We start from the raw sequence: 21,178 nt of genomic DNA on the forward strand, positions 1-21,178 counted from the left end.
CGACGCAGGGTCGTTCGACGTTGCCACACGACGTGGCGACCTTAGTCGAACATCCCTTGTGCTGAGCCTCCTCGAGCTGACGCTCTGCGGGGTCTCACCGATCATGTTCATCCCGCAGGAGTCTCCATCGTCCTCCTCCGGACCTGGCCGAATAAGAAGCTCGAAACCGTTTCAAACATTACCTGCGTGTTGAGGTATTAGACCATATGGTTATACACCTATTTTCAGGTATAACGAATTCCAATAGCCTGTCAAAAAAGCATTTAATGCAAATTAAGGAGAAAGCTTTCTTCTTCTGTAAGGGTCCGTTCACAACATTATAGTTGGGTTGGTGGGGAAATGGCGAGACTCCCGTGGGAGAAGGATCTAGGTGAGACCCCACAAGGAGTGAAACGAATGAGGAGGCTCATGGAAAAAAGGAGGATCGACTAAATTCGCCACGTCCTGTGGCAATGTCGATCGACCCTACGTCATGTAGGGCCACAGGAAAGCGAGTCATTTCCCCACCAGCCCTTTCCTCAATCAAACGTATTGGACTTAGTTATCTAGAAACTGAGTCTTCAAATAATGGGAGCTTTTGTGTAAGGATACTTATGAGATTTAACAGAACAGTAAAAAGGACAGGAAGAGTGAGTTCCTGTCCTTTTTACTGTTTAATTTTAATTGCTCCTGAACGGCCTGTTGGTTCAAAACGGGAGGGGCATTATTTTTTAACGAAACTAGGTAAATCCGTATTTCCCATCTCTCTTACATATACGAATAGCTGACCTTTATGATGGATCTCATGGTCTTTAGCCATTTCCAGCAATTTACCTGCAGGAATTTCAGATCCGAACATTTTCTTAACATCGATAAGTTCATCCAAATCTCCATCTTCCAACAGTTTAATCGATGCATATGTTTCGTCCGTGTAAACTCTGGCGCGCTCCGCTAAGGGAGTGTCATCACCTTCTGGAAAAAGATCTTCAGGTGACTGCTTGGCTGCAAGGCGGGCAAAGGTATAAGTAGTTTTCAGCGTATGGTTAACCAGCTTTTCTGTCTCCATAGATGTAGGAGTAGGTTTAAATGCATAGTTATTTTCATCGATCATTTCAATTAAATCATTTAATGCTCCGCGGTGAGGAGACAAGGAATTGATGAATTGTTCAACTTTACTCATGTACGTAACCTCCTAAATTAATTTGCTTCCGTTCAAACGTAATTTGTATATCTAAGGAAGTCAAACAGGAAGGTTTGTACATAAATTCAGCGTAGGATTATTAAGTTTAAGTAAATAGGATGGCGGGAATGTAAAATCGGATGTATTTAAAAATTGGTAAAAACAAGCATAGGTCTACAGATGCATTTTTAGATTACAAAGCTTTATAGATAAGGTTACAATTATTTCAGCTAATTTAAACTATCATTTTATGGTACAAAAATCGGTTCAAATAAGGTAAAATAGGTTAATGTAAATTTAACGGAGGTTTTACAATGTTTACACTAAAAAAATATTTAAACAAAAACACATTGTTGAAATTAACTGTCTATGCCCTTGTCATAGGTTTATTCTGGCTGAAAATGTCATATATTCAAAGCAATATCTTCTCTTTAAATGTAGAAAACCCTAATGAAGCTAATATTCTTGCATTCAATCCTCTAAGTAGTATTTTTCTAATCTTTGGTATTGGAGTACTGCTGGCAGGACGCCGGGGGATGTTAGTTTCCTATATTCTTGGATCTTTACTTCTGTATGTGAACATTCTTTTTTATAGGGAATATAACGACTTTATCACCATTCCTATGTTAAATCAGGTAGCGAACCTGGCAGGAATGGGAGGCAGTATTCAAACGATCCTTGAAGCATCAGATATCTTTTTGTTCGTGGATGTTTTAATCGCTGCATTCTTCTTGTTCTATTTGAAGCCTGCACGCTTAAGTCAATTTACACCGAAAAGACGTGAAGGATTTCTGCTTGCGATTATTGCGATTCCATTGTTTGTGATTAACTTGCAGTGGGCTGAAGAAGAGCGTACTGATCTTCTTGAGCGTACATTTGACCGCACGATGCTGGTGAAATATATTGGCTTGTTAAACTATCACGTCTATGATGCCGTGCTGCAAGGTAAGACGGAAATGAAGAAAACGCTCGCTGACAGTAACGAACTTGTGCCCGTGATCAACTATCTGAATGAACAGAAGACAGAAGACAGCAACCGCCTGGAAGGGGTAGCTGAAGGTAAGAACGTTATTGCCATCTCGCTTGAGAGTACACAAACGTTCGTAGTCGATAATAAGCTTCATGGAGAAGAGCTTACTCCATACTTCAATGACCTTAAAGAAGAAGGCTTATACTTTGATAACTTCTATCATCAGGTGAAGCAAGGACGGACGTCAGACTCTGAATTCCTATTAGCGAATTCCATGTATCCATTGAACCGCGGCGCTGTCTTTTTCACCCACTCAGGAAATGAATATGAAGCTATGCCTGAGTTATTAAGTGAAAATGGCTACTTTACGAATGTCATGCATGCAAACGACAAGACTTTCTGGAATCGTAACGTCATGTACGACTCCCTTGGTTACAATGAGTTTTTCTCTAAAGAAGATTATGAAATCACGCCGGAGAAATCTCATGGATGGGGTTATCTGGACGAGTATTTCTTTGAAGATTCCCTTCAGAAAATGAAAGAAATGGATCAACCATTCTATTCAAAAATGATTACGCTGACGAACCACTATCCTTTCTCCTTACCTGAAGAAGAAGTCATGATTGAGGAAGGCGAAACATCCAGTGGAACATTAAACCGTTATTTCCAGACCATCCGTTATCAGGATGAAGTTTTAAAACAGTTTGTAGAGGATTTCAAGAAATCAGAACTTTATGATGATACGATTCTCTTAATCTATGGTGACCACTTCGGAATCTCTGAAAATCACCAGAAAGCAATGGGAGAGTATCTAGGTAAAGATATCAACGCCTATGAACAGTTCCAGTTACAGCGTGTTCCTATGTTGGTTTATGGTAAAGACATTCCTTCTGAAACGAACCATACCGTAGGAGGTCAGATTGACCTTCGTCCAACGATTACCAACCTGCTTGGAATTGAGGATGAGAACCCTGTACAATTTGGTCAGGACTTGCTGAATAAAGATCGTCGTGAAATGATGATTACCCGCGATGGTGATTTTGCTAATGAAGAGTATGTGGGTATTCAGGGAGTTTGTTATGACAGAGAAACTGGAGAAGAGGTCGAAGGTAAAGCTTGTGAAGAAGGCTTTAAAGCTGCGCAAGAGGAACTCAGCGTCTCTGACTCTGTCATTTACGGTGACTTGCTGCGCTATCTTGATGAGACCGAAATGGTTAACACAGACCAGACTTTAAATGCAGACAATAAAAAAGAATAAATAATGAAAAGCTGCCGGCCTAAATCCAGACCGGCAGCTTTTTTATTTTTGGTTCTGTTATAGTGGGTTGTTGATTTTTCATAAGAGGATTATTACGGAATAGGGCCGTTTACTGTAAGACTCAGTTTCGAGATACCTTGGGTCCGGTCCGTTCAGGTATGTAGGCTAGAGTTGGTTGGGAAATAATTCGCTTTCCTGCGGCCCTGCAAGACGTAGGGGCGCTCGACGTTGCCACAGAACGTGGGGATTTTAGTTGATCCTCCTTTAACATATAATCCTTCTTGGTCGCTTCCCTCCCTGTGGAGTCTCGTCTAGCTCCTTCTCCCGCGGGAGTCTCGTCGTTTCCGCCGCCCCCCTATTACGGACCCTTCTTAGGAGAATTCATCATCCTGAATGAGCCTTTAATGCTTCTATAGCTAGGATTTTTCGCGAAAACGTTCGTTGTTATAGATTTATCCCCACCAAATTTAGTTCGTTTCATACATGATTTCGAGATTCTAGTATCGCTAGGTCCGGAGGGGGATGATGTAGACTCCAGTGGGATGAAAACGACACGGGAGATCCTGGAAGGCGATGCCTGAGGAGGCTCCGCGCATATAGGAAGTTCGACTAAGACCGCCACGTCGTGTGGCAACGTCGAACGGCCCTGCATGAGAGTTGAATTAAACTTTTAAAATTATCATCAATCCTTACAATCAAGAAAAAAAGCTGACCCCAAAGGGTCAGCTTTTTAAATATCTTAAAAGAAATCCATCCATACTTTTATTGTAGTGCCTAAAATCAGGACTGCAAGAATGGTCTGTAAAATCCTTGTATTGATTTTTTTGCCTGCCATGGCTCCAAGGGGTGCTGCCAGCAAGCTGGCTACGACCATAATGGCCGCTGGAAAGTACTCAACCTGGCCGGTCGTCACTTTACCTATCGTTGCTCCAATGGATGAGATCAAAGTAATCGCGAGGGAAGAAGCAATCGTCATCCTGGTTGGTATTTTTAATACCACAAGCATAATAGGGACGAGCAGGAAAGCGCCGGCAGCTCCTACGATACCTGCGCCGACCCCAACGATTAAAGCTAGAGAGGAAGCAAGTGGCCGGTTAAAGTCTACTTCTTCCAGAGATTGGTCGTCCAAGCCCTTTTTAGGGATAAACATCATAATCGTAGCTATTAGTGCAAGCACACCGTAAACAAGGTTTATTCCGCTTTCCGGCATGAATCTTGAGCCATACCCACCTATAAAGCTTCCAATTAGGATACTAACTCCCATATAGAGAATGAGGGATTTGTTCAAGTATCCACCTTTTCGGTAGGCCCATACGCCTCCAATCGTAGCAAAGAAAACCTGAACTGCACTGATTCCAGATACTTCATGCGAAGTAAAAGCTGTAAACCCTACGAGTGGAGGGATGTAAAGCAGCATCGGGTATTTAATAATCGACCCGCCGATACCGAGCATTCCTGATACATAAGAGCCTGCAAATCCAATAAGAAAAATAGTTATAATTAATCCAAATTCCATTTTTGGTCTACCTCCTTAAAAAAGGGAACCATACCTGGTTCCCTCTTTTGAAAAATTCCTTACCCTTTTTGGATCCAGAACTTAAATACACCGTCTTCTTCGTCATGTTGAAGAAGTTCGTGGCCGCTGGATTTAGCCCAGGCTGTTAAGTCACTTTTAGCACCTTGATCGGTTGCGTGGATTTCAAGCGTTTCGCCGGTCTCCACTTCTTTCATCGCTTTCTTTGTTTTCACAATTGGCATAGGGCATGCTAAACCTTTGGCATCTAATACTTTTGTTACGTTCATAGTGAATAACCTCCATTAATTAGTTTGGTTTCAAAACATTTGGTTGTTTATCTTAGATTTCATTAGCGAACGGCACAGCGGTTTGGACCAATTTCCATTTCACGCTGTTCTTCTTCTTCCGGATCAATTTTACCCATGTTGGTTTCACGGATTTCCTGATAAGCATTTGGCTGTGGCGGAAGATTTTCTGTTACCATTTTTCTAAACTCATCTTTGTCTTCGATATTCAGACCGTGGTTCTTCTCAAAGAGAACACCCAGCTTCTCGGCTACTGTTCCATCTTCATTTAATTCATCCATAATCATGAAGTGCGCAGGAAGCACGATGAGTTCATCTGATAGGTCTTTATAGCGCTCATACAGAGTTTCTCTAAGATCCATAACCCAATCATCAGCTTTTCCTGCCAGGTCAGGGCGGCCGATACTATCGATGAACAGGATATCTCCCGTCATCAAGTACTGATCATCCACGACAAAAGACGTGGAACCAATGGTGTGCCCTGGTGAATACAGCGCGTGAATGTCGATGGTTGTGTTTCCAATGGTCACCTTTTCTCCATCTTCCAATGGCTGATAATCAAAGGTTACTTCTTCTGCATCCTTTGGTGGTAGCCAGTAAGCTGCACCTGTTTGCTGAGCAATGGTTCGGCCTCCGGATATATGGTCAGCGTGCAGGTGGGTATCAAATACATGTTTAATGTTCACACCCATTTGTTCAGCAAAATTCACATATACATCGGTTTTACGGGTGGAGTCGATAATCGCTGCTTCTCCGTTCGATACCACCATGTAAGATAAGCAGCCTTTACCGATACGTACAAATTGGTAAAGCTCGCCGCCGTCCGTAAGATCACTTACCTTAACAGGCATTAAGTGTTCACTCCACGCTTTCATGCCGCCTTCCAAGGAATACACATTTGTAAATCCGGCTTCATCCAGCATTTCTGTGACCATCTGGGAAGACCCGCCTTTGGCACAGGCCACTACAATATCCTTATCTTTTGGAAGCTGATCTTCAATTTCTTCCACGCCATCCAAAAGATCAAAGTAAGGGATGTTCAAATAAGTGAAATTCTCGCTCTCGATCTTCCAATCCTGAAAAGCGTCTTCTGTACGGACATCAAGTAAAAACAGTTCTTCTTTTTGAAGTACTTTTTCAGCTAAATCCTTAACTGAGATTTCTTTTATTGCCATGGTTAATTACCCCCTAAGGTATAATTTTGGTTAAAAAATTTTATGAACGCAGTGAGGTTGTTTCACCGGACCAGTCGCTCATTCCTGGTACCACATTGTATACTCGGTCAAAGCCTTTTTCCGTAAGCTTCTGGCAAGCCATATCGCTTCGGCTTCCTGTGCGGCATACGACATATACATCTTTATTCTGGTCAATTTCATTGATTCGCTCATCTAATTCACCAAGTGGAATAGATACAGCGTCCGGAATATGCTCGAATGCAAACTCCGCTGCTTCACGGACATCGAGAAGGAGTACGTTATCATTTTGAAGGTTTTGAGATAGCTCCTCATTATTTACGGTATTCGGGTGCAATTTCTCTTCTGATTCATCACTGGCTTTACGAATGTAGTGTTTTAAGGTGCCGTCTTCTTCAATGGTTCCTAAATATTGATGACCGGCACTCTTCGCCCAGGCCTGGAGATCTGCTTTAGAACCTTTATCGGTTGCCTGAACTTCGACGACATCGCCAGAATTTAAGTCCTTCATCATTTTTTTCGTTTTTACAATAGGCATTGGACACGCAAGTCCTTTAGCATCTAATAAATGATCTGCTTTAATATCCATCCATTTATCCTCCTATAACCCCAGAGGGTTTATAATTTGTTAAATTATTCAGTAGGGCCGTTCCAATCCAGCATGCCGCCGTCCATGTTTGTAACATCATAGCCATTTTGTTCAAGAAACTGCGCAGCACGACCGCTGCGGCCTCCAGAGCGGCAAATCATTACATAGCCCTTGGATTGATCCAATTCATCTATACGGGCTTCTAGTGAGCCGAGAGGGATATGTGCAGCACCAGGAATTTTCCCGGCCGCTACTTCTTCATCCTCACGAACGTCTATGAGATTCAATGATTCATTCTTGTTCAGTTTTTCTTCCAGTTCTTGCGCACTTATGGTTTTCATTTAAGGTAACCTCCTATTAAATAAACAGATTTACGTTGCCGTCTTCAGCATCACCAATATAAGCAGCAACACCAGCATATTCAATTTCATCGAGCAATTCTTCTTTTTGAAGCCCTAAGAGATCCATGGTCATGGTACAAGCGACAAGGTTAACGTCCTGTTCCTGGGCCATTTCAATTAAGTCAGGCAGTGGCATCGCGTTGTGTTTTTTCATGACATCTTTAATCATTTTCGGGCCGAATCCAGCATAGTTCATTTTAGATATGCCCATTTTATCGGCACCCCTGGGCATCATTTTTCCAAACATTTTTTCCATGAAGTTTTTCTTAACAGATACTTGTTCATCTTTACGCAGAGCGTTTAACCCCCAGAATGTGTGGAAAATGGTTACATTATGATCGTAAGCAGCTGCGCCGTTAGCAATTATATATGCGGCCATCGCTTTATCATAATCTCCGCTGAACAAGATGATATTCGTTGATTTTGTTTCAGACATCTTTATCCTCCTAAAAGTTGATTATACATATACGTGTATGGGTATTAAAATTATTAAAAATTATCGGCTTTTAACTAGAAGCTGAACAGCTTCGTTGATGGAATCTTCTGTGTTCTGGTTATCATTCGATTCCTGAATGCACTCCACAAGGTTGGAGCTGACGACTAAACCGATGGTGCGATCAATGGCACTTCTGGAAGCAGACAATTGAGTGATGACGTCTTTGCAATCTTTATTTTCTTCCATCATTTTGAGAACGCCTCTTAATTGTCCTTCCAGACGCTTTACTCTGTTTTTCATGGCTTCGTTGTACTCCATATTGATTCCCCTCCCTTGATGAAGATTTTGTTTGCTGTGTTGAACAGTACATGACTAATAATATACCCCATAAGGTATATTGTCAACAGGTGGATTTAAGAAAATTGGATAAAACGTGATGTGGTAAGCAAACCTACCTATAGGTGGTGATTCAATTGGATTTGTTGTTGGATTTACTTAAGGTTCTAGGTAGAATTGTAACGATCCTCCCGATCTTACTGGTAATTGGATTAATCATGGGTAAGCGGGCAATAGGTAAATTGCCGGTATTTGATTTTCTGGTGGTTCTTGTACTGGGGTCGGTGGTGGGGGCTGATATTGCCAATCCGAATGTCGATCATATTCATACGATTGTAGCTATGATTGCGATCGCTTTACTGCAGAAATTTATCATAAGAAACAAACTTCGAAACCGCAAGCTGGGCAAGCTCTTAACTTTTGAACCAACAGTAGTTGTGTACAATGGAGAGATAGTTGAAAAGAATATTAAGAGTATCCACTATTCTATAGATAATATCCTACAAATGCTTAGGCAAAAGGATGTTTATCACATTAATGATGTCGAATTAGCCCTGATTGAAGCGAACGGATTAATGTCTGTGAAGTTAAAGCCAGAAAAAGAAAAAATTACGAGGGGAGATCTTCATCTTCCATATAGGGGCGGGGGTTATGACATTCCGCTTATTATGGACGGTACACTGCAAAAAGATATTTTGGAGCGTCTCGATAAAAACGAGGAATGGTTGGAGAACCAATTGAGAGCTTGCGGTATAAATTCTATTGAAAATATATTTTATGGTGCGATTACGAATCAGGGGGATTTTCATTGTTCTGTCAAAGGAAAGAAGGTTTCAAATCTTCCACCGATAGAGAATTAAGGATTTTCCTATTAGGTAGTTCTTCGGTAATTTAGAGCGAACAAAACTTAGATTCTAATGCCAGTAAAAAAGGAAGGATAATGCAATGATTATCCTTCCCCTTACCGTTACACGCTTTGGTCCATGCAATGGATTAATCGCTGTTCAATATCTTCCGCTAGTCTCTGGATTTGTTCATCTTCCACCAATTGAATGAGGGCCGTTGGTTTAGGCATACCAATTTTAGTAGAGCCTCCATCAGAATAAACCACCATTTTACATGGCAGGAAATAACCCGCTAGTGTATTTTCATTAAGAATACGCTGAGCTTCCTTAGGGTTACATACTTCCAATACTTTAAATTCTTTTTCGAATTCTAATCCTTTTTCATTGAGTTTATCTTTAATATCAAAATTCCATAAAACTCCGAACTGGGCTTCTTTAAGGCTGGCTTCTAAACTTTCTACTGCTTCTTCCATTCCTTTTTCTGTTTCTACAGTGTAATGAAACATGTTAAACCTCCTTTATAAGCTCTCTATTTCAGCATACCCGTTCAGGTATAAATATAATCGTGAAAATTGGATTGTCCTGTAATAGACATTGGATCCGGTTTTTAGTCAGGGAAGAGAAAAAAACGAAAAGTTTTCAGATAAAATTGACAAAGCTGGTGAGCTATAATAAGATAATCACCATCCAATTTAAAAACAAATGAAATTCTTCTTATCTAGAGAGGTGGAGGGACTGGCCCTACGATACCTCGGCAGCGGGACTGATACGTCATCAGAAACTGTGCCAACTCCAGCAGGTGCTTTATGCACGTGAAAGATGAGAAGAGACGGTTCTCATAAATCACGTATGATAGAGCCCCTCTTCTTATCTTTTAAGAAGAGGGGCTCTTTTATGTGCCATAACGAAAGTTTCACACTTTGTCGTACATAGAAAGACAAGCTAATTGGAAGAATCGAAAAACAAAGGGGGGACGTTCATGATTGAATTTGAAGGAATATCTAAAATCTATGAACACAATGGAAATGAATTACGAGCTGTCGATCAAGTGGATTTAACCGTTAATAAAGGAGAAATCTTCGGAGTTATTGGTTATAGCGGGGCAGGAAAAAGTACGCTTGTTCGTTTAGTTAACTTACTGGAATATCCTTCTGAAGGCAGGCTTCTCGTGGATGGGGAAGATTTGACCCAGCTGTCTAAACCTGAATTACGAAAAGTCCGGAAGCGAATCGGTATGATCTTCCAGCACTTTAATCTCCTGGAGTCTAAAACGGTACGTCACAATGTCGCTTTTCCATTAGCGATTTCAGGAGTACCTAAAAAAGAGATCGATTCACGTGTAGAAGAAATCCTGGAATTTGTAGGTTTATCAGATAAGGCCAGACAGTATCCGGACCAGTTATCGGGAGGCCAGAAACAAAGGGTCGGAATTGCGAGAGCGTTAGCTACCTCTCCGGACATATTGCTCTGTGATGAAGCGACATCTGCTCTTGATCCTGAGACCACCAAGTCCATTCTGAAACTTTTGCGAAGAGTACGGGATGAATATAACATCACGATTCTTATGATCACACATGAAATGAATGTGGTCCGTGAAGTTTGTGATCGAATCGCAGTTATGGAACATGGTCGTGTCATCGAACAAGGATCTATATTTGATTTGTTTTCCCAGCCGGAACATCCCACTACAAAGAACTTTGTAAGAACGGTTATGGAAAATGAAATTCCAGCATCCATCCTGGAGGGGATTGAAAAGCGGGGAGCAAGCCGGCATATTTACCGTGTCACCTTTGTAGATGAAAGTGCGGGGCAGCCAGTACTTTCCCACGTATCGAAGTCATATGAAGTGGAAGTGAATGTACTGTTCGGGCAGATTACAGAGCTTCAGGGCATTCCGTTTGGGCATTTAGTGGTGGAACTGCAAGGAGAAGATAAAGAAATTATGAGAGCAATCGACTCAATCCAGCGTTCCGTGACGGTTCAGGAGGTGAAAGCACATGCAGGTTAAGTTAATGGATTTTTGGCCGAGAATTCTGGAAGCTACCAATCAGACCCTCTTAATGGTCGGGATTTCTCTGCTTGCAGCCACATTAATTGGTCTTCCCCTCGGGATTGCGCTAGTGGTTACTAAAAACGGAGGGCTGCTTGAAAACAAACCTATATTCAATGCGTTAAGTTCAGTCGTTAACTTCTTCAGGTCGATCCCATTTATCATCTTACTGGTAGCCATTCTTCCAGTGACAAGATTTATTGTGGGCTCATCCATTGGTACGGCTGCAGCAGTAGTCCCGCTCGTCATTTTCTCGGCGCCCTACATCGCACGCCTTGTAGAGAGCAGTCTGCTCGAGGTAAAGCCAGGGGTTATTGAAGCGGCGGAGGCTATGGGAGCGACACCCTGGCAAATTATCGCGCGCGTATATATACCGGAAGCGTTAAGTTCCATTGTACTGAATCTGACCATCGCGACGATTGGTCTTGTGGGGGCTTCCGCCATGGCCGGTTTTGTAGGCGGCGGTGGTCTTGGTGACTTAGCCATTTCGTATGGCTATCAGCGATTTGAGACGGATATCATGATTGCGACCGTGCTTCTTCTCGTCGTCATTGTGCAGCTCACACAAACAATAGGAAACTTTGTATCTAAAAAAATTCGCAGACAATAGGAGGTCTCAACATGAAGAAATTAATCATTTTATTAAGTATAGTAGCTGCCATTGGAACCGTATTAGCCGGATGTTCCAGTGAAAGCAGCGGAGCACAATCCAGTGAAGGAGCAGAGGAGAAAAAAGTCGTTAAAGTTGGACTGAACGGGTCCGGCGTACCGATCTGGGAAAAGATAAAAGAAAAAGCAGCCAAGGAGAATATTGAAATTGAGTTAGTTGAGTTTTCAGATTATGTACGGCCTAACATGGCGCTCGCGGATGGAGACATTGATTTAAACGCGTTTCAAACGGTCTCTTACTTTGACTCTTTTATAAAAGAACATGATTTGGATCTGGCCCCAATTGGTACAACGTTAATCGCTCCAATGGGAATTTACTCAGAAAAATATGATGATGTTAAAAACATTCCAGAAGGAAGCACCATTGCTATACCAAAAGAGGCCACCAATATGGGACGTGCTTTATTACTTCTTGAAAAAGCAGAACTGATTGGTCTGCCAGATGATTTTGATGGAAATGGGAACTTGGACAAGATTCAGGAAAACCCTAAAAATTTAAAATTTGAACCAATCGTGGCCGCCCAGACCCCCCGTGTACTGCCAGACGTTGCCGCATCTATTATAAATAACGGCGTGGCCGTAGAAGCCGGTTTTGTTCCTGTAGACGATGCCATCTTTATTGAAGATGATACGGCACAGCCTTATATCAATATCATTGCATCCCGTGCAGATGAAACGGATAAAGAAGTGTATGAAACCATTGTCGATCTATATCAGGAAGAAGACGTAGCCCAGCACATTCGTGAAGTTTACAATGACTCTTTGATCCCTACATTTGTATCACTTGAAAAAATAGGCTGGTAAGCAAATAGGAGCGTAAAATGGACCTATTGTTAATCAATTGAATCAACCAGCCGATACCGTATAGTCATTTCGTTGTATGAAAGTCTGTCCTTGTATTAGAATAGAGAAAGTAGAAGAGAGGACGTGAATACAATGACAGATATTAAATTAATTGCACTAGACGTAGATGGTACCCTTGTAAATCCGGAGGGAACTGTATCAGACGCGAATATTAAAGCCGTCCAGAAAGCAAAGGATAAGGGAATTCATGTCCTATTAAGTACAGGAAGGTCACTGTCGCGATGCCGCGATATAGCTGATCAGCTTGGCCGTTCTTCGTATATTGTAACAATCAACGGTGGCGAGATTTATAATCAGGACTTTGAACTGGTTGACCAAACCTTACTGGAGCCTCACCACGTCAGTCGTTTGTGGGAGCTGAAAGAAGAACATGGATTATATTTCTGGTCCTCTACGGAACAAGGAATTTTTAATTCCCAGGAACCTTTTGAAAAAGAAATTGAAGAATATAACTGGCTTAAGTTCGGCTTTGATATAGAGGATGATGATATCAGAGAAGCTATTCTACAGGAATTGAACGGCAACCAGGACCTGGAGGTTACAAACTCCAGTCCCACAAATATTGAAGTTAACCCAACAGGTGTCACGAAAGCCGCGGCTTTACTGAAAGTTTGTGATTGGCTTGATCTGCGGATGGAAAACGTAATGGCAGTAGGGGACAGCATGAATGACATAGCGATGATCCGTGAATCCGGTGTAGGAGTCGCTATGGGTAACGCTCAGGATGAAGTGAAGCAGGAAGCAACGTTCGTCACAGGAACAAATGCTGAAGATGGAGTAGCTCAGGCAATCGAAAAAATATTGAATTCATAGAGATCGTAACGTTTGCTTGCAGGAAAACCAGCTGGTTTTCCTGCAAGCTTTTTTTATGCGCTGCGGAGAGCTATGTGTCCCCGTACAGGCTTTTATCGGATTAACGTCTGTGCACCTATATTCATGGTGTAAAAACATGTCATATTATTCAATTAAACGTCTTTTTGTAACCGTTTTCCTAATCGTGGAGGAATTGAACGTAAACAGCGAGAATCATTCTATTAGAAAATGATTTCCCTTCAGGATGAAACTAATTAGGAGGCTATGATGAAAGCAGGTTACATAAAAGAAGAGCATGAGATTTTGCGAAAGTCATTGCGCCAATTTCTGGAGAAAGAAGCTTATCCATACTTTAAGGAGTGGGAAAAACAAAAAGCCATACCAAGGTCCTTTTGGAAAAAACTTGGGCAACAAGGATATCTATGTCCGTGGCTCGATGAAGAGTATGGCGGATTCAATGCTGACTTTGGTTACTCTGTAATTATTAATGAAGAGATGGAAAGAGTGGGGACAGGATTAATTGGCATTGGTCTGCACAACGATATCGTCGTTCCCTATTTATCCGCTTACGGGACCGAGGATCAAAAGAAAAGGTGGCTTTCGAAATGTACGACTGGAGAATGTGTCACCGCTATTGCTATGACTGAGCCAGGTGCGGGTTCAGACCTGGCAGCTGTAAAGACTTCTGCTCAGAAGACAGAGGACCACTATATATTAAATGGGGAAAAGACGTTTATTACCAATGGTACCTATGCCGATTTAGTCCTGGTTGTGTGCAAGACGGATCCAAAAGCTTCCCCAGCCCATAAGGGAATCAGTTTAATTGTAGTAGAGAAAGACACTCCGGGCTTTACCAGAGGAAAACAACTTGAAAAAGTGGGACTGCACAGTCAGGATACGTCTGAACTTATTTTCGAAGACGCTAAAGTACCGACTTCCAATCTGTTAGGGAAAGAAGGAGAGGGTTTCTATTATCTGATGAATCAGCTTCAGCAGGAACGGCTGATCGTAGGAATTGGAGCCATTGCTGCCTGTGAGCGAATGCTTGAACTTACGATCCAATATGTAAAAGAACGCCAGGCATTCGGGAGGTCGATCGCTTCTTTTCAAAATACTCAGTTCAAACTGGCTGAAATGCAGACGGAAGTTGAAATAGGCCGCACCTTTCTCGATCGAACAATAGAAGCTCATATGCAGGCAGAAGATGTGGTAAAACAGGTTTCCATGGCCAAATGGTGGACAACCGAACTTGTGAAAAAAGTGGCACTTGAATGTATGCAATTGCACGGAGGCTATGGATATATGGAAGAGTATGAAATAGCCAGAAGGTTCCGTGACGCACCAGTCACAGCTATTTATGCAGGCACGAATGAAGTCATGAAATCGATCATTGCGAAGAAAATGGGACTCGTTTAGGAGGCAGGGAATATGAAAGAAGTAGTTATCGTGGAAGCGGTTCGTACTCCGGTTGGAAAGAGAAATGGTGTATTAAGTGGGAAACGACCGGATGAACTTTTTGCGTTAGTTCTGAAGGAACTAATCGAACGGAGCCAGATAGATCCGAAGGAAGTAGAAGACGTCATTGCAGGCTGTGTATCGCAGGTAGGTGAGCAGGCGGGGGATATAGCCAGGATTTCAGCGCTGATGGCTGGATTTCCACTGGAGGTCCCCGGAGTAACGATAGACCGTCAGTGCGGGTCGAGCCAGCAGGCCGTCCATTTTGCTTCCCAGGCCATTGCCTGTGGGGATATGGACGTAGTTATTGCCGGAGGAGTAGAAAGCATGTCACGTGTTCCTATGTTTTCCAATATGCAAGGAAGCAAGTATAGTGAACTGCTTACCGGAAAGTATGACATGATCAACCAGGGTCTGTCCGCAGAACGTATTGCAGAAAAGTGGGAAATATCGAAGGAAGAATTGGATGCTTATGCTGCTTCCAGTCACGAAAGAGCCTTAAATGCGATTAAAAAAGGATATTTCGAAAGAGAAACGATGCCAGTGGTGGGAACGAATGAGCAGGGAGAGTCCATTAAGGTGGATGTGGATCAGGGACCAAGGCCGGGCACCACAACAGCTACTCTTTCTCAGCTGAAGCCCGCTTTTAAAGAAGACGGAATCATTACGGCTGGAAATTCAAGTCAGATTAGTGATGGAGCAGCTGCCCTTTTATTAATGTCGCGTGAAAAGGCGGAAGAACTAGGTGTGCAGCCTAAATTTAGAATTGTTGCCCGGTCCGTAGTAGGATCCGATCCAACACTGATGTTGACGGGACCCGTTCCTGCCACGCAAAAAGTGGTACAAAAAGCCGGGCTTAGCCTCGATGACATCGATCTATTTGAAGTCAATGAAGCTTTTGCGTCCGTGCCTTTATTCTGGATGAAGGAAACAAAGGTGGAACATGCCCGGTTAAATGTAAATGGAGGAGCTATCGCTCTCGGTCATCCTTTAGGTGCAACAGGAGCTAAACTCATGACTAGTTTACTTCATGAATTGGAGCGTATCGGGGGGCGATATGGATTGCTTGCGATATGTGAAGGATTGGGAATGGCCAATGGCACCATTATTGAACGACTGGAGATGCAGGAATGATCCGTGAAGAAATCGTAGCGATTGTCACAGGCGGAGCCTCCGGTTTAGGAGAAGCAGTAGTTCGAAGTATAGTAGAGAACGGCGGGCGGGCCGTTATTGCCGATCAGGATACCGAAAGAGGAAGGAAGCTTGCTCAATCGTTAGGAGAAGCAGCTATATTTACTAACACAGATGTGACTTCTTCTGAGCAAGCGAAACAGCTCATCGACCAGGCATGCCGCGCTTTTGGCAAGGTCAACGTTCTTGTCAATTGTGCGGGCATTGCAGCTGGGGAAAAGGTGATTGGGAAGCAGGGAATTCATAAGTTGGAATCCTTTTCGAAGGTGGTTGAAGTAAATCTAATAGGCACATTTAATATGATTCGGCTGGCTGCTGAGCAGATGCAGCACAACCTGCCGAATGAAAAAGGGGAGTGCGGTGTCATTGTGAATACTGCATCTATTGCAGCGTATGATGGACAGGTCGGACAGTCCGCCTATAGCGCTTCTAAGAGCGGGGTGATCGGGATGACTCTACCCATTTCAAGAGAGCTTGCAGAGCACGGGATAAGGGTGATGACGATTGCTCCAGGATTGTTTGATACTCCTATGTTCAGTCAGCTTCCAGAGTCGGCACGAGATTCGCTGGGAAAGATGACACCTTTTCCTAAACGACTCGGCATGCCTGAAGAATTCAGCCAGCTGGTTCTTAGTATATTGGATAACGTCATGTTAAATGGGGAGGTGATCCGTCTCGACGGAGCAGTGAGGATGCCGGCAAAGTAGGGGTTCACGAGAGGGTTCTGAAAAATGTGTTTTATAAAAATCATATAAAAGGAGTCGATCAAAGTGGGAGCAACATTACGTAGCATGTTTGAACAGACGGCAGCGAAATTTCCGAACAAAGAGGGATTAGTGGATCTTCGGTTAGGTACAAGGTGGACGTTTCAGGAGTGGGATGTTGAAGTAAACCGACTGGCTAATGCCCTTAAGACCTCCGGCGTCGGAAAAGGGGATAAAGTTTCCACCATCCTGTTTAATACGGCCGAATTTGCTACAGCCCTTTTTGCCTGTACGAAACTTGGGGCCATCTTCAATCCGATCAACTTCCGGCTGACCTCTAAAGAAATCGAATTTATTCTAAAAGATGCAGATCCTAAGGTGGTTCTTTTCGAAAAGGCTGTTGCGGATCGAATTGAGCCGTTGGTACCTGTACTTAGTGATGTAGAGTTATGGTCAATCGATGAACATGATCTTGCTTATGCTGTCCATTACTATGATCAATTGATGGATGCTCCGATTGTCCGACCTTCCTGCGATTTAGATGAAACGGATCCCTATGCGATCATGTACACTTCAGGTACCACCGGCCTGCCAAAAGGTGTCGTGCACTCACACAGAGATATGATTGATCAGTCTTTAATTATGACCGCCTGCCTGCAGTTAAACCCAGAGGACCGGGGATTAACCACGGCTCCCATCTTCCACTGTGCTGAACTGCACTGCGCTTTCTTCCCAAGAGTCATGATTGGAAGTACCAATGTGCTGCTGCACCACTTTGATGCTCCTTCTGTTATTGAAACGATTAAACAGGAACAGATTACGACTCTGTTTGCTGCACCTACCATGTGGAATATGATGCTCCAGGAGGATTTCTCTCAGGAGGATTTCCAGACCCTCCGAAAAGGACTGTATGGTGGAGCGCCAATGGCACCCGCTTTAACATTACGACTGCACGAAGCGATTGGAGTACAGCTTTTGCAGGCTTATGGTATGACGGAGATGGGGCCGGCAATTACTGCTTTAATGGAAGACGAGCAGATTTCCAAAGCTGGATCAGCGGGCCGCGCTCTCTTAAATCATGAAGTTCGGGTAGTAAGAACGAACGAGCATGGACCATCTGAACCGGAGGCTATCTGCAAACCTGGTGAACGAGGGGAAATTATTGTACGAGGCCCCAGTATGATGGAGGAGTATTACAACCGACCGGAAGCCACAGAGGAAGCTCTGTATAAAGGGTGGTATCATACGGGAGATATTGGCTCGATAGATGATGAGGGTTATTTATGGGTCAGTGATAGGGTTAAAGATATGATTATATCGGGCGGGGAGAATATATATTCCAGAGAGGTAGAGGATACTCTGTTTGAGCACCCTCTCGTACTTGATGCAGCAGTTATTGGAGAACCGGATGAAATATGGGGAGAGCGAGTGGTAGCCTTTATTGTTAAACAAGATGACAGCCTTAATGAACAAACCCTTGATGAGTTCTGTACCTCCAGTAACCGGCTCGCCCGGTATAAGCGACCCAGACGCTATGAGTTTGTAGATGAGCTTCCGAGAAATGCCAGCGGTAAACTTCAAAAGTTCAAACTAAGAGAAAACTTCAATTTAGTATCGGAGTAGCAGCTTATTAAAATCCCCGGGAATATTCTCGGGGATTTTCTTATTTCCCGGGCAATAATCGACAGAAATACAGATTATTTATCGCTTATTACATTTCGCAATTGTTCAATTGGCTGCTCGTGTCTTGCTTTTTCATAATTAGAAAAAGGACACCCTACTCGCTCAAGGCGTTCCACTACATTGGTAATCGTGAATGAATGAGGATCAAGATTATTGGTTACTTCATACCAGTACACAGGGGCGGCAACTGTTGCTTCTTTAGTGGCTCGAGCAGAATAGGGAGCTATTATGGTTTTGCCTTCTGCATGCTGTACATAGTCAATATACAGGCGGTTTCCCCTTTTCTTTTTGAGCCGTTCAATTGTAAAAAGGTCAGGCTCTTGTTTCACGAGCAGACGCGCAAAAGTTTCGGTCAGCTTCCTGGTTTCTTCATAACTCAAAGAACCTTCTGGAATAGGAATATGAACTTGCATACCCTTATTTCCTGAGGTTTTTATGAAACTTTTAATGTGCAGCTTGTCCAAAAGAGGTTTTAACAGGCTGGCTGCTGATACGGCTAAGTGAAAATGGTTTTGGTCTGGAGGATCCAGGTCAATGACAATTTCATCAGGGAAATATGCCCCCGCTTTTTGAAAAGGTAGGTGGAGCTCAAGAGTCCCCTGGTTAGCGATCCACATCAGAGACGACAGGTTTTGACAGAGAATATACCTTTCTCCCGCTTCCTCAAATACATTCAGGTAATCCGGAGCATGATCAGGAAAGTGTTTTTGATAGAATGATTGCTGATTAATTCCGTCTGGGTAGCGGATTAATGTTATTTTCTTATCTTTTAGAAAATGTAGAAGATAGGGTGATACCATTCTCATATACACTAAATAGTCCATTTTGGACAGGCCGTTCCATAATTCTTTAGAGAGATTTGTAGCTTCTACTTGTTCCGGAAAGAGAGACAAATCCCATTTCAGCTTCTGTAAAGTACAGTCGGACGGAGATAGATCAAACCGAAACTGGTGAAATGCTGGCTCTCTCATTTCACCTTTTTCAGCATTCAAACAATGGATATCAACACATACACTTGGCTCGAGCTCCCACACCTGCTTTTTTCTAGTTCCTTTCTCTTTAAAAAAATTTCGTAAAGTATGATCTTCTTCAGATGTCATGCCGTGTTTAAAACTCCCCAGAGGATAAAGGCCGTTATTTTCTTCTTCCAAATGAAGCTGGTAGTATCCGTTTGATTGGTCATAGCTTGTAAGAAATCCGGAAGCAGTTCTCCATTGTTTGGCTTTAAGCCAATGTTTGGATCTTACCCCAGCTTCATAGCGGCTGGTTTTTCTTTTCGCAATGATTCCTTCTCCGCGATGAAGATGGACAAGATCTTCAACCTCCTTCAGGTCAGTAAATGATTCGACTGCCTGTATGCTGGAATGACGGAGGGTGTTAAGAATTTTTTCCAGAATATGCTTCCTTTCTATGTAGGATGACTTCTCATCATTCAGGTAGTCAAACGCCATAAAGACAGCGGGTCTCTGCCTGGCCGACTGCTGAATTTTATCTGCATTTCGTAACCTTCCTCTTTGTTGAAGAGCAGAAAAGCAAGCTTGATAAGGGGTGTTTAAGATGACGAGTTCCCCATCCAGCGTAAAAGGGGAGAGATCTGCCTCGATTTTCAACTCGCTGATTTCCGGAAACTGAGCAGTGAAATTTTTGCCATTTCGACTTGTGAGTGTAATGTTACCTTCGCTCGCATGTAAAAGTACACGAAACCCGTCATATTTCACTTCATACATCCACTCATCACCTGTAGGAAGAGCTTCCGTTAGCGTCAACAGCATAGGTTTGACCATCTTTAAACCTCCTCATTCTTTCCATTAGTTTGGGTTATCCCTGCTCTTTTAAACATATTTTCCCTGCATTCGAGAAAGCTATGGAAAAAGGAGTGGGCTCTATGCATACAATGTGGAAAGGCACGATTAGCTTTGGGCTTGTTAATATTCCAATTAAGCTTCATGCAGCAACCGAGAATAAGGACATTAAGCTCAGACAGCTTCACGAAGAATGTAAATCGCCGATTGAATATAAAAAACGGTGCCCGGTTTGTGAAAGAGAAGTAGAAAGTCAGGAAATTGTAAAAGCTTATGAATATGCTAAGAACAAATTCGTGGTCTTAGATGCGGAAGATCTGGAAACGTTAAAAAAGGAACAGGAAGATAAAGCAGTAGAGATTTTGGACTTTGTAAAACTTGAAGAAATCGACCCCATTTATTTTGAAAGAAGCTACTATATGTCACCGAACGAGGGCGGGAGCAAAGCCTATGGATTGTTAAGAAAAGCCCTTACCGACACAGGCAAAATCGGCGTAGCGAAAATTATTATTCGTTCTAAAGAGCAGCTTGCCATTGTGCGCGTTTACCAAAATACGCTGGTTATGGAGACCATACATTTTCCGGACGAAGTCCGAGAATCTAAAGATGTTCCTAACGTTCCAGAAGAAACGGAACTAAGCAAAAAAGAAGTAAGTACAGCCGTGACGTTAATTGATCAGCTTACGGCAGAGTTTGACCCGGAAAAATATAAGGATGAATACCGTACAGCTCTGCTTGATTTAATTGAAGCGAAAAGAAATAATGAAGAGATTACAACAGCTGCGGATAAACCGAAGCCTGATAATGTAACTGATTTGATGGAAGCTTTAGAGAAATCTTTAGAGAAAACAAAAGCGGGAACCAAGAAAAAGACAACAAAGCGAAAGTCCAGTGCAGGATCAAAGAAGAAAACCTCGTAAAAAAGGCGTCATAATAGGA

General features: G+C 42.8%; 21 protein-coding genes and 1 riboswitch. Of the genes, 11 read left to right on the forward strand and 10 right to left on the reverse strand.

The genetic code is table 11. The features are described from left to right. Positions 1 to 703: 703 nt before the first annotated feature. The gene (locus tag LCM11_RS16445; protein ID WP_224895373.1) at positions 704 to 1,159 is read right to left on the reverse strand and encodes a DinB family protein; all 456 of its coding nucleotides are present in this window, start codon (positions 1,157 to 1,159) and stop codon (positions 704 to 706) included. A 314-nt stretch (positions 1,160 to 1,473) separates the two neighbouring features. Between LCM11_RS16445 and LCM11_RS16450 the strand changes: the two genes are divergently transcribed. Then, positions 1,474 to 3,387: an LTA synthase family protein gene (locus LCM11_RS16450; RefSeq protein WP_224895374.1), complete on the forward strand. Its 1,914-nt coding sequence runs from the start codon at positions 1,474 to 1,476 to the stop codon at positions 3,385 to 3,387. Between the two features lie 739 nt (positions 3,388 to 4,126). Here LCM11_RS16450 and LCM11_RS16455 read toward each other — a convergent pair. The 7 genes from LCM11_RS16455 to LCM11_RS16485 form a co-directional block, all read right to left on the reverse strand. Then, positions 4,127 to 4,903, reverse strand: coding sequence for a sulfite exporter TauE/SafE family protein (locus LCM11_RS16455; protein ID WP_224895376.1), 777 nt, complete (start codon positions 4,901 to 4,903; stop codon positions 4,127 to 4,129). 59 nt (positions 4,904 to 4,962) lie between these two features. Further along, positions 4,963 to 5,190, reverse strand: a complete 228-nt coding sequence (locus tag LCM11_RS16460; protein WP_224895377.1) for a sulfurtransferase TusA family protein — start codon at positions 5,188 to 5,190, stop codon at positions 4,963 to 4,965. Positions 5,191 to 5,252: 62 nt separating this feature from the next. Next, complete coding sequence (locus tag LCM11_RS16465; protein WP_224895378.1) at positions 5,253 to 6,383, reverse strand: MBL fold metallo-hydrolase; 1,131 nt, start codon at positions 6,381 to 6,383, stop codon at positions 5,253 to 5,255. Between the two features lie 40 nt (positions 6,384 to 6,423). Continuing rightward, on the reverse strand, positions 6,424 to 6,990 hold the full coding sequence (locus LCM11_RS16470) for a sulfurtransferase TusA family protein (protein ID WP_224895379.1): 567 nt from the start codon (positions 6,988 to 6,990) through the stop codon (positions 6,424 to 6,426). Between the two features lie 44 nt (positions 6,991 to 7,034). Continuing rightward, on the reverse strand, positions 7,035 to 7,331 hold the full coding sequence (locus tag LCM11_RS16475; protein ID WP_224895380.1) for a rhodanese-like domain-containing protein: 297 nt from the start codon (positions 7,329 to 7,331) through the stop codon (positions 7,035 to 7,037). A gap of 16 nt (positions 7,332 to 7,347) precedes the next feature. After that, complete coding sequence (locus LCM11_RS16480; protein ID WP_224895381.1) at positions 7,348 to 7,827, reverse strand: DsrE/DsrF/DrsH-like family protein; 480 nt, start codon at positions 7,825 to 7,827, stop codon at positions 7,348 to 7,350. Between the two features lie 60 nt (positions 7,828 to 7,887). Continuing rightward, positions 7,888 to 8,145 carry a metal-sensitive transcriptional regulator gene (locus tag LCM11_RS16485; RefSeq protein ID WP_224895382.1) on the reverse strand — a complete coding sequence of 86 codons (258 nt, stop codon included), beginning with the start codon at positions 8,143 to 8,145 and terminating at the stop codon, positions 7,888 to 7,890. A 146-nt stretch (positions 8,146 to 8,291) separates the two neighbouring features. On the opposite strand from LCM11_RS16485, the gene LCM11_RS16490 reads away from it, so the two are divergent. Then, the gene (locus LCM11_RS16490) at positions 8,292 to 9,023 is read left to right on the forward strand and encodes a DUF421 domain-containing protein (protein ID WP_224895449.1); all 732 of its coding nucleotides are present in this window, start codon (positions 8,292 to 8,294) and stop codon (positions 9,021 to 9,023) included. A 107-nt stretch (positions 9,024 to 9,130) separates the two neighbouring features. Here LCM11_RS16490 and LCM11_RS16495 read toward each other — a convergent pair whose 3' ends face one another. Continuing rightward, entirely contained in the window at positions 9,131 to 9,514 is a 384-nt protein-coding gene (locus LCM11_RS16495; RefSeq protein WP_224895384.1) for a DUF302 domain-containing protein, read from the reverse strand. Positions 9,515 to 9,719: 205 nt separating this feature from the next. Continuing rightward, positions 9,720 to 9,834: riboswitch (SAM riboswitch) on the forward strand. Positions 9,835 to 9,987: 153 nt separating this feature from the next. Between LCM11_RS16495 and LCM11_RS16500 the strand changes: the two genes are divergently transcribed. The 8 genes from LCM11_RS16500 to LCM11_RS16535 all read left to right on the forward strand — a co-directional run bounded on the left by LCM11_RS16500 (position 9,988) and on the right by LCM11_RS16535 (position 18,377). After that, the gene (locus LCM11_RS16500) at positions 9,988 to 11,016 is read left to right on the forward strand and encodes a methionine ABC transporter ATP-binding protein (protein WP_224895385.1); all 1,029 of its coding nucleotides are present in this window, start codon (positions 9,988 to 9,990) and stop codon (positions 11,014 to 11,016) included. After that, positions 11,006 to 11,668, forward strand: a complete 663-nt coding sequence (locus tag LCM11_RS16505) for a methionine ABC transporter permease (protein ID WP_224895386.1) — start codon at positions 11,006 to 11,008, stop codon at positions 11,666 to 11,668. Before LCM11_RS16500 ends, LCM11_RS16505 begins: the two co-directional genes overlap by 11 nt. 11 nt (positions 11,669 to 11,679) lie before the next feature. Further along, the gene (locus tag LCM11_RS16510) at positions 11,680 to 12,531 is read left to right on the forward strand and encodes a MetQ/NlpA family ABC transporter substrate-binding protein (protein ID WP_224895387.1); all 852 of its coding nucleotides are present in this window, start codon (positions 11,680 to 11,682) and stop codon (positions 12,529 to 12,531) included. 132 nt (positions 12,532 to 12,663) lie between these two features. Then, a complete protein-coding gene (locus LCM11_RS16515; RefSeq protein WP_224895388.1) occupies positions 12,664 to 13,404 on the forward strand; it encodes a Cof-type HAD-IIB family hydrolase in 741 nt (246 codons plus the stop codon). A 267-nt stretch (positions 13,405 to 13,671) separates the two neighbouring features. Beyond that, positions 13,672 to 14,820, forward strand: coding sequence for an acyl-CoA dehydrogenase family protein (locus tag LCM11_RS16520; protein ID WP_224895389.1), 1,149 nt, complete (start codon positions 13,672 to 13,674; stop codon positions 14,818 to 14,820). Between the two features lie 12 nt (positions 14,821 to 14,832). Then, positions 14,833 to 15,993 (forward strand): thiolase family protein, encoded by a 1,161-nt coding sequence (locus LCM11_RS16525; RefSeq protein WP_224895390.1) that lies wholly within the window; start codon positions 14,833 to 14,835, stop codon positions 15,991 to 15,993. Then, positions 15,990 to 16,757 carry a 3-hydroxyacyl-CoA dehydrogenase gene (locus LCM11_RS16530; RefSeq protein WP_224895391.1) on the forward strand — a complete coding sequence of 256 codons (768 nt, stop codon included), beginning with the start codon at positions 15,990 to 15,992 and terminating at the stop codon, positions 16,755 to 16,757. Before LCM11_RS16525 ends, LCM11_RS16530 begins: the two co-directional genes overlap by 4 nt. 63 nt (positions 16,758 to 16,820) lie before the next feature. Further along, on the forward strand, positions 16,821 to 18,377 hold the full coding sequence (locus LCM11_RS16535; RefSeq protein WP_224895392.1) for a fatty acid--CoA ligase: 1,557 nt from the start codon (positions 16,821 to 16,823) through the stop codon (positions 18,375 to 18,377). 74 nt (positions 18,378 to 18,451) lie between these two features. Here LCM11_RS16535 and ligD read toward each other — a convergent pair whose 3' ends face one another. After that, positions 18,452 to 20,221, reverse strand: coding sequence for a DNA ligase D (ligD, locus tag LCM11_RS16540; RefSeq protein WP_224895393.1), 1,770 nt, complete (start codon positions 20,219 to 20,221; stop codon positions 18,452 to 18,454). A 101-nt stretch (positions 20,222 to 20,322) separates the two neighbouring features. Between ligD and LCM11_RS16545 the strand changes: the two genes are divergently transcribed. After that, positions 20,323 to 21,159, forward strand: a complete 837-nt coding sequence (locus LCM11_RS16545; protein WP_224895394.1) for a Ku protein — start codon at positions 20,323 to 20,325, stop codon at positions 21,157 to 21,159. The last annotated feature ends 19 nt before the right edge of the window (positions 21,160 to 21,178 follow it).

Source organism: Halobacillus halophilus (assembly GCF_020171985.1).
GTDB classification, from domain to species: Bacteria; Bacillota; Bacilli; order Bacillales; family Halobacillaceae; genus Halobacillus; species Halobacillus halophilus_A.

Coding starts and splice junctions, on each gene's coding strand:
- LCM11_RS16445 (WP_224895373.1), bottom strand. CDS start 1,159: ATGAGTAAAGTTGAACAATTCATCAATTCCTTGTCTCCTCACCGCGGA.
- LCM11_RS16450 (WP_224895374.1), top strand. CDS start 1,474: ATGTTTACACTAAAAAAATATTTAAACAAAAACACATTGTTGAAATTA.
- LCM11_RS16455 (WP_224895376.1), bottom strand. CDS start 4,903: ATGGAATTTGGATTAATTATAACTATTTTTCTTATTGGATTTGCAGGC.
- LCM11_RS16460 (WP_224895377.1), bottom strand. CDS start 5,190: ATGAACGTAACAAAAGTATTAGATGCCAAAGGTTTAGCATGCCCTATG.
- LCM11_RS16465 (WP_224895378.1), bottom strand. CDS start 6,383: ATGGCAATAAAAGAAATCTCAGTTAAGGATTTAGCTGAAAAAGTACTT.
- LCM11_RS16470 (WP_224895379.1), bottom strand. CDS start 6,990: ATGGATATTAAAGCAGATCATTTATTAGATGCTAAAGGACTTGCGTGT.
- LCM11_RS16475 (WP_224895380.1), bottom strand. CDS start 7,331: ATGAAAACCATAAGTGCGCAAGAACTGGAAGAAAAACTGAACAAGAAT.
- LCM11_RS16480 (WP_224895381.1), bottom strand. CDS start 7,827: ATGTCTGAAACAAAATCAACGAATATCATCTTGTTCAGCGGAGATTAT.
- LCM11_RS16485 (WP_224895382.1), bottom strand. CDS start 8,145: ATGGAGTACAACGAAGCCATGAAAAACAGAGTAAAGCGTCTGGAAGGA.
- LCM11_RS16495 (WP_224895384.1), bottom strand. CDS start 9,514: ATGTTTCATTACACTGTAGAAACAGAAAAAGGAATGGAAGAAGCAGTA.
- LCM11_RS16500 (WP_224895385.1), top strand. CDS start 9,988: ATGATTGAATTTGAAGGAATATCTAAAATCTATGAACACAATGGAAAT.
- LCM11_RS16505 (WP_224895386.1), top strand. CDS start 11,006: ATGCAGGTTAAGTTAATGGATTTTTGGCCGAGAATTCTGGAAGCTACC.
- LCM11_RS16510 (WP_224895387.1), top strand. CDS start 11,680: ATGAAGAAATTAATCATTTTATTAAGTATAGTAGCTGCCATTGGAACC.
- LCM11_RS16515 (WP_224895388.1), top strand. CDS start 12,664: ATGACAGATATTAAATTAATTGCACTAGACGTAGATGGTACCCTTGTA.
- LCM11_RS16520 (WP_224895389.1), top strand. CDS start 13,672: ATGAAAGCAGGTTACATAAAAGAAGAGCATGAGATTTTGCGAAAGTCA.
- LCM11_RS16525 (WP_224895390.1), top strand. CDS start 14,833: ATGAAAGAAGTAGTTATCGTGGAAGCGGTTCGTACTCCGGTTGGAAAG.
- LCM11_RS16530 (WP_224895391.1), top strand. CDS start 15,990: ATGATCCGTGAAGAAATCGTAGCGATTGTCACAGGCGGAGCCTCCGGT.
- ligD (WP_224895393.1), bottom strand. CDS start 20,221: ATGGTCAAACCTATGCTGTTGACGCTAACGGAAGCTCTTCCTACAGGT.
- LCM11_RS16545 (WP_224895394.1), top strand. CDS start 20,323: ATGCATACAATGTGGAAAGGCACGATTAGCTTTGGGCTTGTTAATATT.